This window comes from Micromonospora sp. NPDC049559 (assembly GCF_040676675.1).
Taxonomy (GTDB): Bacteria; Actinomycetota; Actinomycetes; order Mycobacteriales; family Micromonosporaceae; genus JBFAPK01.
Genome location: NZ_JBFAPK010000008.1, coordinates 44,583 through 56,766 on the forward strand (window position 1 = coordinate 44,583; position 12,184 = coordinate 56,766).

Genomic DNA, 12,184 nt, shown 5'->3' on the forward strand with positions numbered 1-12,184 from the left:
GCCCCCGGGCCCGAACACCCGTCACCGGCGGAGTCCAGCGTTCGCGGGGCGGGTCAGCTCGGCCAGGAACGCGTCGATCGCGGGGCGCAGCGGCCCGGCGCCCCGCGCCCGGGTGACCGCGAAGATGCGCCGCTCGGTCACCGGCTCGACGAGCGGCTCGACGTGCACGCCGGCCGGTACGTCGCGCAGCGCCAGCCCCGGTACGAGCGCGGCGCCGAGGCCGGCGGCGACCAGGTCGAGCGTGAGCGTGAAGTCGATCGCGCGGTGCCGCACGTCCGGCTCGAACCCGGCGAGCCGGCAGGCGTGCAGCGTGGACCGCAGGCAGGGAGTCCCCTCGGCGCTGGCGATCCACGGTACGTCGCGCAGGTCGCCGAGGCGCCCGGTGCGGCTGCCCCAGTCGGTCGGCGTGATCACGTGCATCGGGTCCGTGGCGATCGGGTGCCGGTCCAGGTCGGCCGCGAGGGGCGTGGGGACGTGGTCGTACTCCTGCAGCACCACCACGTCCAGCGTGCCGGAGCGCAGGTCCAGCCGGCTCTGCTGGTCCTCGGCCTCGGTGATCCGTACGTCGAGGTCGGGGTGGGCCGCCATGGCCCGGGCGGCGGCGGGCGCGACGATGGCGCCGGCGGCCGACGGGAAGGCGCCGACGCGTACGCTGCCCCCGACCTCCTGCCGTAGCGCCGCGAGCCCGGCGACGGCCTGTTCGACCGCGCCGAGGATGGCCCGGGCGTGCGCGGCGAGCACCTCCCCGGCCGGGGTGAGCACGACCCCCCGGCCGGCCCGTTCCAGCAGCTCGCTGCGGGTTTCCCGGGCCAGTTGCACGAGCTGCTGGGAGACGGCGGACGGGGTGACGTGCAGCGCCTCGGCCGCGGCGGTCACCCCGCCGCGCAGGGCCACCTCGTGCAGTACGCGAAGCCGGCGCAGGTCGAGATCCATGAAGCAAAGCTACAGCAACGGTTAAGAACATTGAACTTGTCCTAAACCATCGGCTCCCGCACGGTAGAGCCCATGAAACTGTCCCACCGCCTCCAGGCCCTGCTCGTCGCCGCCATCTGGGGCGTCAACTTCGTCGTCATCGAGATCGGCCTGCGCGACCTGCCGCCGCTGGTGCTGACCGCGCTGCGCTTCCTCGTGGTCGCCGTGCCGCTGGTGTTCCTGGTGCCGCGACCGACCGCGCGGGCGCGTTACGTCGTGGCGTACGGGCTGCTGCTCGGTGTCTTCAAGTTCGGCGTGCTCTTCACCGCGATGGGCCTGGGCATGGGGGCCGGCCTCGCCTCGCTGGTGCTCCAGGCGCAGGCCCTCTTCTCGGTGCTGCTCGCGACGGCGGTGCTGCGCGAGCGCCCGTCCGGCCACCAGCTGGCCGGGGTGCTCGTGGGCAGTGCCGGTATCGCCCTGCTGGCCGTCGGCGGTGGCGGCCGCAGCACCGTCGCCGGCTTCGCCCTCACCCTCTTCGCCGCCGCGAGCTGGGCGGTCGCCAACGTGGTCGTACGGGCCAGCGGCGAGACCCGCCCGATCTCGCTGCTCGTCTGGTCCAGCCTGGTACCGCCCGTCCCGCTGCTCGGCCTCGCCGGCCTGGTCGACGGCCCCCGTACCGTCCTCGACGCGGTCACCGGGCTGCCGGTGCGCGGGATGCTCGCCGTGGCCTTCGTCGGGTACGTCTCCACGCTGCTCGGGTTCGGCCTCTGGAACCGGCTGATCGGGCACTACTCGGTGGCCCGGGTGGCCCCGTTCAGCCTGCTCGTACCGGTCTTCGGCCTCACCGCCGCGTGGCTGCTGCTCGACGAGGCGATGACCGTACGCGAACTCGTGGCCGCCGCGGTGGTCCTCGCCGGGCTCGCAATGGTGGTACGCCGCCCGAAGCCGGCGGCGCGGGTCGAGCCGCCCGGGTCGCCGGCGAGGGCGGGCACGCCGGCGGCGACTCGCTCCTGAGAGGGAGGCGGCCACCGCCGTGGGGACCGGATACTGGGGCGGTGCGCGAGCGGTGGCAGCGGTGTGTCGAGTGGGGACGGGCCCGGCCGCCCCTCGCCGTGGACGCGCTGATCGCGCTCGCCTGCTACCTGATCCTGGTCATCAACGGCACCGTGGACGGTTGCAGGTGGTGGGTCTTCCTGCTCGCCGGCGCCAACGCGCTGCCGCTGCTCTGGCGCCGGCGGTACCCGTTCACGGTGACCGCGGTCGCCGGCGCCGGCACCGTCTGGCTGGCGCTCACCCACACTCTCGGGCCGGTGCCCGCGCCGCAGTTCGTCGCCACCTACACCTTCGCGGCGCTGAGCCCCGCGGCGCACCGGCTCGTGCTGGTGTGCGGCACGGTCCTCGGCATGGTCGTCTCGGCGGTGCCGAAGGAGGCGGTGCTCGGCGTCGGCCCGGTCGGCATCGGGCTGGCCGCCGCCTACGCCCTGGGCACCAGCGCCCGGGCGCGGCGTGACCGGATCGCCATGCTGGAGGAGCGGTCCCGCCGCCTGGTCGAGGAGCAGCGGCTGGTCGCCGGCCGGGAACGGGAGCGGATCGCGCGCGAGATGCACGACATCATCGCGCACTCGATGAGCCTGGTCGCGGTGCAGGCCGAGGCGGGCCCGCTCGTCGTGCGCAGCGACCCGGCGCGGGCCGAGGAGGTCTTCGCCACCATCTCGGCCACCGCCCGGGAGACGCTGGTCCAGCTGCGCCGGGTGCTCGGGGTGCTGCGGTACGACGGGCCGGAGCGGGCGCCCCTGCCGGACCTCGACGCCGTACCGCCGCTGGTCGCCAACGCGCGCCGGGCGGGCCTGGTGGCCACGCTGGAGGAGCACGGGCAGCGCCGGAGGATGCCGCCCGACCTGGGCGTCACCGCGTACCGGATCGTGCAGGAGTCGCTGACCAACACGGTCCGGCACTCCGGCGCCGAGCGGGTCCGGGTCCGGCTGGACTGGCACGACGCCGCCCTGCGCCTGGAGATCAGCGACGACGGGCGGGGCCCGCGCGGCGCCGGGGCGGGCGGGCACGGTCTGATCGGCATGCGCGAACGGGTCACGGCCGCCGGGGGCGACCTGACCACGGGCGCGGGGCCCGACGGGACGGGCTTCCGGGTCACCGCCACGCTCCCGCTGCCCCGATGAGCCCCGTGGCCCCGGCGGAGGAGGTGGGCGTGCCCGGACAGCGGCGGTTGCGCGTGCTCGTCGCGGACGACCAGGCGCTGGTACGCGACGGCTTCGGCATGATCCTCGCGGCCCAGCCGGACATCGCGGTGGTGGGCGAGGCGGCCGACGGCGCCGAGGCGATCCGGCGTACCCGGGAACTCGCCCCCGACGTGGTGCTCATGGACATCCGGATGCCCCACGTCGACGGCCTCGCCGCCACCGCGCGCATCTGCGCCGAGACGCCGGCCCGGGTGCTCGTGCTGACCACCTTCGACCTGGACGAGTACGTCTACGACGCGCTCCGCGCCGGTGCCAGCGGCTTCCTGCTCAAGGACATGCGCCGGGAGGAGTTGGTCAACGCGGTACGGGTGGTCGCCGCCGGCGAGGCGCTGCTGGCGCCCACGGTGACCCGCCGGCTCATCGCCGACGTGGTGTCCCGGAGCCGCCCGGCACCGCCCGGCGGCTCCGGGGCCGAGCGGCTGGCGGCGCTGACCGCGCGGGAGACCGAGATCCTGCGCCAGGTCGCCCGGGGCCTGTCCAACCTGGAGATCGCCGGGGAGCTCTTCGTCACCGAGCACACCGTCAAGACGCACGTGAGCAACCTGCTCGGCAAGCTGGGGCTGCGCGACCGGGTGCAGGCGGTGGTGCTGGCGTACGAGTCCGGGCTGGTGGTACCGGGCACGGCGGGCTGACGAGCAGCCGGTGGTGCCGCGCTTGATGCGGCGCGTGCTGCTCCTCTATCTTCGTGGAGAAGTCTCCAGATACTTTAGTGGAGATATCTCCGGATGGCCAGGAGGCGGTGGTACGGTGCGCTCGGACGCCCGCGAGAATCGAGCCCGTATCCTGGCGGCCGCACGCCAGGCCTTCGCCGAGGACGGCGACGCCTCGATGAACCAGATAGCCCAGCGCGCCGGCGTGGGCGCCGGCACCCTCTACCGCAACTACCCGTCACGGGAGGCGCTGGTCCTCGCCATCTACCAGGACGAGGTCGATCGGCTCATCGGCTCGGTGCCCGAGCTCCTGGCCACGACGACGCCGCTGGAGGCGCTGCGGCGCTGGACCACCGACCTCGTCGGAGCGATGCGCAAGAAGCATGGCCTCGGCGACGCGCTCAGCCCCGGCGCGCACAAGTCGATCACCGAACGGACCTACGGCCCGGTCATCGAGGCGATCACCCAGCTGCTCGACGCCGGCAAGCGCGACGGCACCATCCGCGCCGACGCCGACCCCGGCGACTTCCTCCAGCTCACCGGCGCCCTCTGGCGGGCCGCCTCCGGGGAGAACGACCGCTCGCAGCCCATGCTCGCGCTGATCCTGGACGGACTCGGCACGCGCCGGTAGCACCCCGTCGCGCCTTCCGGCGCCCTGGTCGGGTGCGCCGAACGTCGTCCGCTCCGGTGCCGCGGGGCCTGGAGGGGTCGTGTGGCGGAGGTGAGACGTGGTCGCGCCATTTTCGGAGATGTCTCCACTTATTCTTGATTAAGTGGAGACGTCTCCACTACCGTGGGGTGCGACGACGAGCCGAGCTGGGAGGCCGGATGGCAGACGTATTGGTGACCGGCGGGTCAGGCTATCTCGGCAGCCGGTGCGTGCTGGCCGCGCCGTACCAGAGGTCCAAGACCCTCGCCGAACGCCTGCTCGGCTGGCGGGCCCGGCCGATCGAGGAGACCATCGTCGACACCGCCGAGAGCCTGCTCGCGCTGCGGAACTGACCAGGAGCGTCCCGCCCGCCCGGCCAGACGGGGCTCGGGCCCGTGCAGCGCCGCGACCGCGCCGCGCGACGCGGTCGGCCCGGCGCTCCGGCGCGACGCGAACCGAAATTGGGTACGGCTCTCACCGCCGAGGGGGAGCCGGGCGAGGGCAGCACCCTCCCGGGGGTGAGCGGAATCCCGATCGTCGTGGCGAGGCGGCGAAGGCGCCCCGGAGCCGACGATCGGCGGGTCCCGTGCAGCCACTCGCCAGCGGAGGACCGTCATGTTGGGTGCCGTCGCCCGCTTCGCCATCCGGCGACCCGTCGTCGTCATCGTGCTCTGGATCGCCGTCGTGGCCGGCGGCTTCACCGTCGGCGCCGGGGTCTTCGGCCGCCTCGTACCGGAGGTCGGCACCGTGCCGGGCAGCGAGTCGCAGACCGCGCTGCGCCGGCTCGCCGAGGCGGGCGACGAACCAGTACGCCTCACCGCGCTCGTCCAGGGCGCGCCCGCCGACGACCCGGCGGTACGCGGCAGCGTCGCGGCGGCCGTCGCCGACGTGCGCGCCATCGCCGGGGTCGAACGGGTCGCCGAGCCGGTCCCGTCCACCGCCACGGGCGAGGCGCTGCTGGTGGAGGTGCTGCTGCGCCCCGGCGACGGGGCGGAGGCCAGCGCCGGGTCCGTCGCCGAGCGGCTGCGCCGGATCGACGCGCCGGAGGTGGTCGTCGCCGGCGGCCCGCTGTCGGACGCCGAGTTCACCGGCCAGGCCCGGCGCGACGTGGTACGCGCCGAGACGTTCAGCCTCCCGGTGGTGCTGATCCTGCTGCTGCTCGTCTTCGGCGGGCTGGTCGCCGCCGGCCTGCCGCTGCTCGTCGGCGTGGTCGGCATCGGCGCCACCCTCGGCATCCTGTACGGCTTCAGCCTCGTCTCGGACGTCTCCGTCTACGCCATCCAGGTCACCACGATGCTCTCGGTCGGGCTGGCGGTCGACTACGCGCTGCTGCTGGTGAGCCGGTTCCGCGAGGAGCGGCTCGGCGCCGGGGACGTACCGGCCGCGGTCGCGGGCGCGGTCAGCAGCGCCGGCCGTACCGTCCTCTTCGCCGGCCTGACCGTGGCCGTCGCGCTCGCCGGCCTGCTCGTCTTCCCCGACCCGTTCCTGCGCTCGATGGGGCTGGCCGGCGCGGCGGTGGTCGCCGTCAACATGGTCGCGGCGCTGACCCTGCTGCCGGCACTGCTGGCGCTGGTCGGGCACCGGATCCCGGCCGCCGCCCCGCGCGGCCAGCGGGGGCTGTTCAGCCGGGTGGCCGGCGCCGTCCAGCGCCGGCCGGTGCTCACCCTGGTCGCCACGGCCGGCGCCCTGACCGCCCTGGCGGTACCGGTGCTGGACCTGCGGCTCGGCGCCGGGGATCCGCGGCTGCTGCCGCCGGCCACCCAGACCCGGCAGCTCTGGGAGGCGCTGGGTACCCACTTCCCGGAGCGGACCGCGCCCGGCGACATCCTCGTGGTGGCGTCGACCCCGGCCGGAGATCCCGAGCTGGGCCGGCTGCGCGAGCGGGTGGCCGGCGTGCCGGGCGTGGTCCGGGTGGAGGTCACCCCGGTCGGGCCCGGTACGACGCTGCTGCGGGCGACCCCGCGCGAGGCGGCCCCGGAGCCCGCCACCGCCGACGCGGTCGCCCGGATCCGCGCCCTGCCCGCGCCGTTCGAGGTGGCCGTGGGTGGCGACGCCGCCCGGCTCGCCGACTACCGCGGCATGCTCGGCGACCGGGCGCCGTGGGCGGCGCTGGTGGTGGTACTCGCCACGCTGCTGCTGCTCTTCGCGTTCACCGGTTCGGTGCTGCTGCCGGTGAAGGCGGTGCTGACCAACGTGCTCAGCCTCGGTGCGGCGCTCGGCGCGGTGGTCTGGGTCTTCCAGCAGGGTCACCTCGCCGGCCTCTTCGGCACGGTACGGCTCGACTACACCAACCTCACGGTGCCCGTACTGGTCGCCGCGATCGCGTTCGGGCTCTCGGTCGACTACGAGGTCTTCCTGCTCTCGCGGATCCGGGAGCGCGTCCGTGCCGGCGCCGACCCGCAGCGGGCCGTCGCGGAGGGGTTGCAACGGACCGGTGCGATCGTGACCTCGGCGGCGCTGCTGCTCGCCGTGGTCTTCGCCGGCTTCCTGATCGGCGGGTTCGCGCCGATCAAGCAGATCGGCCTGGGGCTGGTGCTGGCCGTCGCGCTGGACGCGACCATCGTGCGGATGCTGCTGGTGCCGGCGACCATGACGCTGCTCGGCCGGTACAACTGGTGGGCGCCGAGCCCGCTGCGCCGGCTGCACGCCCGGCTCCGCCTGGAGGAGGAGCCGGCCCGGCGGCACACCGCGCGGCCCGGCATCGCCGAGCCGGCCGTGGCGGGGCCCGCCGAGGGGGCGGTGTCGCGGCGTCCCGCAGGGCGGTGAACGGCCCGTCGAGCAGGTGGACGACTCGACGCCTGGGTGCTTCCGCACCTCTGCGTCGGCCCGCGCCGCCGGTCCGGACGGCGGCGATCCGGCCCGAGTCCGGGAGGCGACAACTGTGCTGACTTGATTACTCTCCGTTAATAGCGTGAGTTCTCCCGGAACGCGTGCGCGGGGACCGTCGCCGCCGCCGACGCCGAGGAGGAGGAAGTGCCATGCCTGCCCGTACCCTGTCGTGTCTCGCCACGGCCATCACCCTGGCCGCCACGCTGGTGGTGGCCGCCGGACCGGCGCATGCCGCGCCGCCGGTCGCCTGCGGCGACACCGTCACCGCCGACGTCGTTCTCACCGCGGACCTCACCTGCCCTGGAGACGGGCTCAGCATCGGCGCGGACGGGGTGACGGTCGACCTGAACGGTCACACCATCTCCGGCTCGGCCACGGGTACCGGGATCCAGGCCGTCGAGGTAGACGACCTGCGCGTGCGCGACGGCGTGATCCGGGGCTTCACGATCGGGGTCCTGCTGGAGAACGTCGGGGACGCGGAACTACACGGCCTGCGGCTACTCGACAACGGGGGCGGCACCGGAGGGGCGCGCGCCCGGGCGGGAGTCTTCGCCGACCGGGTCACCCGACTGCTGATCCAGGGCGGGCGGATCGTCGCGCACCCCGGCACTCCGACGGCGCCCGCCTTCGCGATCCGGACCGAGGTGGCGAACGACCTGGTGATTCGGGGCGTCGACCTGACCGGGCGAAGTACGCTCGCGATCAACACCGAGGCGCCCCGGGTGATCGGCAACACCGTCCGGGACGGCGGTCTGAGTCTGTCCGAGTCGAACGGCGCGGTCGTCCGGGGAAACATCTTCCTCCGGGCCGGAATCTGGGTTTCCGAGTGCGCCGGGGTGAGGATCCTCCAGAACGTCCTGACCGGCGGCCGGGGCATCGACATCGGGATCGCCTCGGACACGGTGGTCCGCGGCAACCTCGTCCGGAACGCGCAGTACGGGGTCATCACCGACGTCGTGACGTCCGGGCTGCGGGTGGAGGAAAACACCTTCACGGGCAACGGCTACGGAGTGCGCGCCGACGTGGGGTCGCTCAGCGAACTCGACGGCCTGTTGGTCCGAGGGAACCGTATGGTCGGCAACGAGCAGGCCGGGATGTTCCTGGAGGCGGAGGCCAGCACCGGCGCGCCGGCCCGGATCCTCATCTCCGGTAACCAGTTCGTCCGCAACGGGCACGCGTCCACGGGCACGGACTCCGCCGGGCGCCGGATCGACGACGGGCTCCACACCAACGTCCCGGCCAGTCCCGATGTCGTGGTGGCCCGAAACCTGACGCTGCACAACGCCGACTTCGGCATCGAGGCGCTGCCCGTCGGCAGCGTTCGGGACGGCGGCGGCAACGTCTCGACGGGCGACCCGTCCGGCTGCGCCGGAGTGGCCTGCCGTTAGCAGAGGAGGACCTTCCCGGCCGGCGCCGCCGCGCGCCGGCCGGGGCGGGGTCAGGGCTGCACCACCGGGCGGAACGACTGCGCGGCCGTGCCGTTGCAGGTGTACTGCACGAGCTGGACGCTGTCGGCGGTGGAGGCGGCCGGCACGTCGAGGCACTTGCCGCTCAGCCGGTTGACGAGGTGGTAGTAACCGCCGCCCTCCGCCACCGCCTGCCACTGCTGGTTGTTGCCGCCGCCGTACGCCCAGAGCTGGATCGGGGCGTTGTCGGCCGTGGAGACGTTCGTGACGTCGATGACCTGGGCGCTGTTGTTGCGGTTGTTGACCCGGGCGTAGCCGCCGCTGGTCGGCGCGAACTGGAACTGCTGCGCGTTGCTGCTGTTGCAGGCGTACTGCTGGATCGCCGTCCCGTTGGCGGTGCCCGCGGCCCGGCTGTCGACGCACTTGCCGCTGCCCCGGTTGACCAGCGTGTACCAGCTGGTCGGCGAGATGTCCGAGGGCGGGGGAGTGGTACCGCCGCCGCCACCGCCCAGCCAGAGCAGGCCGTCGATGACGAACCGGTTTTGCACCTCGCTCGCGAAGGTGGACGAGAGCGGGGTGTTCGTCTCGTAGTTCATCGCGTTGTGGCCGAAGTTGGCGTACAGCATGCGGTAGTTCTTGTTGGTCCACATGATCGGGTAGTAGCCGGAGTACCAGGTCTGGTTCGGGTCGGTGCCGAGCGGGAAGCTGCTCGGGTCGACCGAGGCGAGGATGTCGATGTCCGGGTTGGTACGCAGGTCGCGGCTCCAGCTGTACCACTCGCTGACCGACGAGGTGAACGTGGCGGGCAGCCGTACGGTCGACGGGTGGGCCCGGTCCTCGACCCGCAGCACCGCCGTGGTGGGTCCCCAGGTGTTGTTCCGGAACGCGCCCGTGCCGAGGAACTGGTTGTGGTACCAGTCCCAGCCCGACGGGTTGGTGTTGAACGCGGAGACGTGGAAGCCGAACCACGCGCCGCCGGACTGCATGTACTGCTGGAAGGCGGGCCGCTGCGCCGCCGGCGGCAGGTCGTCCAGGAACATCACCACCTGGTACTGGGCCAGGTTCCCGGTGTTGAGCTGGCTCCAGTCGTTCGTCGCCGTGTAGGAGAAGTTGTACTGGGCGGCGATCTGCGGGAACCACTGGTTGGCTTCCTTGACGAAGCTGATGTGCGCCGCGTCCCAGGTGCCGTTGTAGAAGGCGATCACCTTGAAGGCGGGTGCCGCGGCGGCCGGGCGGACGTTGCCGTGCCACGGATAGGCGATCGCGGCGAAGAGCAGGGTCAGGCTCAGCGCCACGAGCCGGACGAGCCGTCCCGCGAGCCGGGGTGGTGCGCCGATGTCCATGCCGGGTTCCTCTCGGTGCGCGGTGGTGCTGGTGGAAGCGCCCGGCCGGGGTCGCATTGATTGATCACACGCTATGAGCGCGGCGGGGTGGTGTCAACAATTCAGATAACTTTCCTTCCTATTCGCCCCGGGGTCTGCCGAGGCGCCGCGTCGAGGTGCGGCGTCGAGGCGGCCGAGGTGTCGCGCCGGGCGGGGGGCGTCGAGGCGCCGTGTCGAGCGGTCGATCGAGTTCCCGTCGTGCTCCGGCGACGCTCCGCGGCTGTGACCCAGGCCGCAGAGTCCGGCCCGCGTGGCGATCTAGATTGGTCCGGCGGCTTTGTAGCATGCCTCCAAGTGCTTTTGTAGGAAAGGGCAGTACATGACCACGGAGAGTCTTGTTCCACGCCGGACCGGTGTCCTCGCCGACCTGGTCCCCGGCACCCTCGTGCGCGACGCGCTGCTCGTCGCCGGGGGCGCGGTGCTGACCGGCGCGGCGGCGCAGGTCGCCGTGAGCATCGAGCCGCTGAGCCCCGTACCGCTCTCCGGGCAGACCTTCGCGGTGCTGCTCGTCGGCGCGGCGCTCGGTACCGGTCGCGGCCTGCTGTCCATGCTGCTCTACCTGGCGGTCGGCGCGATCGGCGTGCCGTGGTTCGCCGAGGGGTCGAGCGGCACCGGGGCCGCCTCGTTCGGGTACGTCATCGGGTTCGTGCTCGCGGCCGGCCTCGTCGGCGAACTCGCCCGCCGAGGCGGCGACCGCACCCCGCTGCGTACCGTCGCCACGATGGTGCTCGGCAACCTCGCCGTGTACGCGGTCGGCGTGCCGTACCTGGCGTTCGCCCGGGACCTCAGCCTCGGCGCCGCGATCGACGCCGGGGTGGTCCCCTTCCTGGTCGGTGACGCCATCAAGATCGCGCTGGCGGCCGGGCTGCTCCCGGGCGCCTGGGCGCTGGCCCGCCGCGCGCGGAGCTGAACCCGCGCCGGCACCGGTCGGGTGCGCCCGACCGGTGCCGGCGGCTAGCGGTCCTTGACGGGGTACAGCTTCCGGACGCGGGCGATGTTCTCGGCCAGCGTGTCGAGGCCCACCGCCGCCCGGCGCTCGTCCACGCGCTCCGGATCCTCGATCGGGAACGGCTCGTAGCCGTTCCCCAGGTCGCAGTACTGCGTGCCGTACCGCTGCGGCTGGCCCTGGGCGATCCGCACGCGATCCTCCAGCAGGGCGACCTCCGACGGCCTGACCTCGCCGGGCCCGGCCTGCTTCATCAGCTCCAGGCAGTACTTCATGAAGTCGAGGTCGTCCGGGGCGTGCTGGGCCACCAGCCATGCCGCCGACGCACCCGCGCGCCCCACCTTCGACACGGTGGGCCAGCCGATCCCCGCGATGATCTCCTTGAGCCGGCCGGTGTTGGCGCGGTCCACCTCAACATCCCAGGCGTCCGGGTCGGTCCGGGCGCGCTCGCGCATCCGCTGGTCCGCATCGGCCATGCCGGACAGCTCGGCCGCGATCCGCTCGTAGTCGTCCATGTACCCAACGTCATCCAACGAGGAGCCGGGCGCAAGGTACGGTTTCCGCCGGTCAGGCCGGCGGGGGCAGCGCCCGCATCCTGATCCGGATGCCGTCCTTGCCGTGCCGGGCGACCTCGGTGAACCCCAACCGGCGGTAGAGCGCGTACGCGCGCCGGTTCACCGTCAGCACGTCGAGGACCAGCGGCTGCCGGCGGGCGGCGGCCTCGGCGAGCAGTTGCCGGATCAGTCGGGTACCGATGCCCCGCCCCTGGCGGTTCGGTTGCAGCTCGATCCGGCCCAGGTAGATCTCGGCGGGGCGGTACTCGACGGAGAGCGAACCGCAGTCGCGGCCGTCGACGACCACGATCCGGGTACCGGCCGGGTCGAAGCCCCGCTCGTGGTAGCCCCGCTGCTCGGTCTCGTCCCAGCCCCAGATCGCCTCGACGTAGCAGCCCATCGCGGCCCGGTGCAGCCGGTAGCAGAACTCGCTGTCGGCCGCGGTGGCCGGGCGTAGTCGGATCTCGGGCATCGCGATCAGCCGGTCGGGTCCGGCCTCGGCATGGTGGTTCACGGTCGCCTTCTGACGGTGGTGACATGGTGGCGCGGCCCGCCGCCGGGGATCCGCCCGTGGCCGGTGCCGGTGCCAGCAGGTGCC

General features: G+C 73.4%; 12 protein-coding genes. 8 read left to right on the top strand and 4 right to left on the bottom strand.

What is annotated here, in order from left to right; translation table 11 throughout:
- Nucleotides 1-21 precede the first annotated feature (21 nt).
- Complete coding sequence (locus AB0J86_RS12200) at nt 22-933, bottom strand: LysR family transcriptional regulator (RefSeq protein ID WP_363856254.1); 912 nt, start codon at nt 931-933, stop codon at nt 22-24.
- A gap of 72 nt (nt 934-1,005) precedes the next feature.
- Between AB0J86_RS12200 and AB0J86_RS12205 the strand changes: the two genes are divergently transcribed.
- From AB0J86_RS12205 to AB0J86_RS12235, 7 genes are all read left to right on the top strand, one after another.
- Entirely contained in the window at nt 1,006-1,926 is a 921-nt protein-coding gene (locus tag AB0J86_RS12205; RefSeq protein WP_363856255.1) for an EamA family transporter, read from the top strand.
- Between the two features lie 41 nt (nt 1,927-1,967).
- Nucleotides 1,968-3,089, top strand: a complete 1,122-nt coding sequence (locus AB0J86_RS12210) for a histidine kinase (protein ID WP_363856257.1) — start codon at nt 1,968-1,970, stop codon at nt 3,087-3,089.
- Complete coding sequence (locus tag AB0J86_RS12215; RefSeq protein WP_363856259.1) at nt 3,086-3,802, top strand: response regulator transcription factor; 717 nt, start codon at nt 3,086-3,088, stop codon at nt 3,800-3,802. Before AB0J86_RS12210 ends, AB0J86_RS12215 begins: the two co-directional genes overlap by 4 nt.
- A gap of 115 nt (nt 3,803-3,917) precedes the next feature.
- Nucleotides 3,918-4,451: a TetR/AcrR family transcriptional regulator gene (locus tag AB0J86_RS12220; RefSeq protein ID WP_363856260.1), complete on the top strand. Its 534-nt coding sequence runs from the start codon at nt 3,918-3,920 to the stop codon at nt 4,449-4,451.
- A gap of 197 nt (nt 4,452-4,648) precedes the next feature.
- Nucleotides 4,649-4,822: a hypothetical protein gene (locus AB0J86_RS12225; RefSeq protein ID WP_363856262.1), complete on the top strand. Its 174-nt coding sequence runs from the start codon at nt 4,649-4,651 to the stop codon at nt 4,820-4,822.
- Between the two features lie 262 nt (nt 4,823-5,084).
- The gene (locus tag AB0J86_RS12230; protein ID WP_363856264.1) at nt 5,085-7,235 is read left to right on the top strand and encodes an MMPL family transporter; all 2,151 of its coding nucleotides are present in this window, start codon (nt 5,085-5,087) and stop codon (nt 7,233-7,235) included.
- A gap of 212 nt (nt 7,236-7,447) precedes the next feature.
- Nucleotides 7,448-8,686: a right-handed parallel beta-helix repeat-containing protein gene (locus tag AB0J86_RS12235; RefSeq protein ID WP_363856266.1), complete on the top strand. Its 1,239-nt coding sequence runs from the start codon at nt 7,448-7,450 to the stop codon at nt 8,684-8,686.
- A 50-nt stretch (nt 8,687-8,736) separates the two neighbouring features.
- Here the strand turns inward: AB0J86_RS12235 and AB0J86_RS12240 are convergent, their stop codons facing one another.
- Entirely contained in the window at nt 8,737-10,047 is a 1,311-nt protein-coding gene (locus AB0J86_RS12240) for a ThuA domain-containing protein (protein ID WP_363856268.1), read from the bottom strand.
- A 358-nt stretch (nt 10,048-10,405) separates the two neighbouring features.
- On the opposite strand from AB0J86_RS12240, the gene AB0J86_RS12245 reads away from it, so the two are divergent.
- Complete coding sequence (locus AB0J86_RS12245; protein ID WP_363856270.1) at nt 10,406-10,996, top strand: biotin transporter BioY; 591 nt, start codon at nt 10,406-10,408, stop codon at nt 10,994-10,996.
- Between the two features lie 44 nt (nt 10,997-11,040).
- Here AB0J86_RS12245 and AB0J86_RS12250 read toward each other — a convergent pair whose 3' ends face one another.
- Together AB0J86_RS12250 and AB0J86_RS12255 are read right to left on the bottom strand one after the other, a co-directional pair.
- Nucleotides 11,041-11,547, bottom strand: coding sequence for a DUF6624 domain-containing protein (locus AB0J86_RS12250; protein WP_363856271.1), 507 nt, complete (start codon nt 11,545-11,547; stop codon nt 11,041-11,043).
- A gap of 52 nt (nt 11,548-11,599) precedes the next feature.
- The gene (locus tag AB0J86_RS12255; protein WP_363856273.1) at nt 11,600-12,100 is read right to left on the bottom strand and encodes a GNAT family N-acetyltransferase; all 501 of its coding nucleotides are present in this window, start codon (nt 12,098-12,100) and stop codon (nt 11,600-11,602) included.
- Nucleotides 12,101-12,184: the final 84 nt, after the last annotated feature.

What these genes read in the sequence shown, in the direction of transcription:
- AB0J86_RS12200 (WP_363856254.1), bottom strand. Translation starts at nt 933, where the DNA reads ATGGATCTCGACCTGCGCCGGCTTCGCGTACTGCACGAGGTGGCCCTG.
- AB0J86_RS12205 (WP_363856255.1), top strand. Translation starts at nt 1,006, where the DNA reads ATGAAACTGTCCCACCGCCTCCAGGCCCTGCTCGTCGCCGCCATCTGG.
- AB0J86_RS12215 (WP_363856259.1), top strand. Translation starts at nt 3,086, where the DNA reads ATGAGCCCCGTGGCCCCGGCGGAGGAGGTGGGCGTGCCCGGACAGCGG.
- AB0J86_RS12225 (WP_363856262.1), top strand. Translation starts at nt 4,649, where the DNA reads ATGGCAGACGTATTGGTGACCGGCGGGTCAGGCTATCTCGGCAGCCGG.
- AB0J86_RS12230 (WP_363856264.1), top strand. Translation starts at nt 5,085, where the DNA reads ATGTTGGGTGCCGTCGCCCGCTTCGCCATCCGGCGACCCGTCGTCGTC.
- AB0J86_RS12235 (WP_363856266.1), top strand. Translation starts at nt 7,448, where the DNA reads ATGCCTGCCCGTACCCTGTCGTGTCTCGCCACGGCCATCACCCTGGCC.
- AB0J86_RS12240 (WP_363856268.1), bottom strand. Translation starts at nt 10,047, where the DNA reads ATGGACATCGGCGCACCACCCCGGCTCGCGGGACGGCTCGTCCGGCTC.
- AB0J86_RS12245 (WP_363856270.1), top strand. Translation starts at nt 10,406, where the DNA reads ATGACCACGGAGAGTCTTGTTCCACGCCGGACCGGTGTCCTCGCCGAC.
- AB0J86_RS12250 (WP_363856271.1), bottom strand. Translation starts at nt 11,547, where the DNA reads ATGGACGACTACGAGCGGATCGCGGCCGAGCTGTCCGGCATGGCCGAT.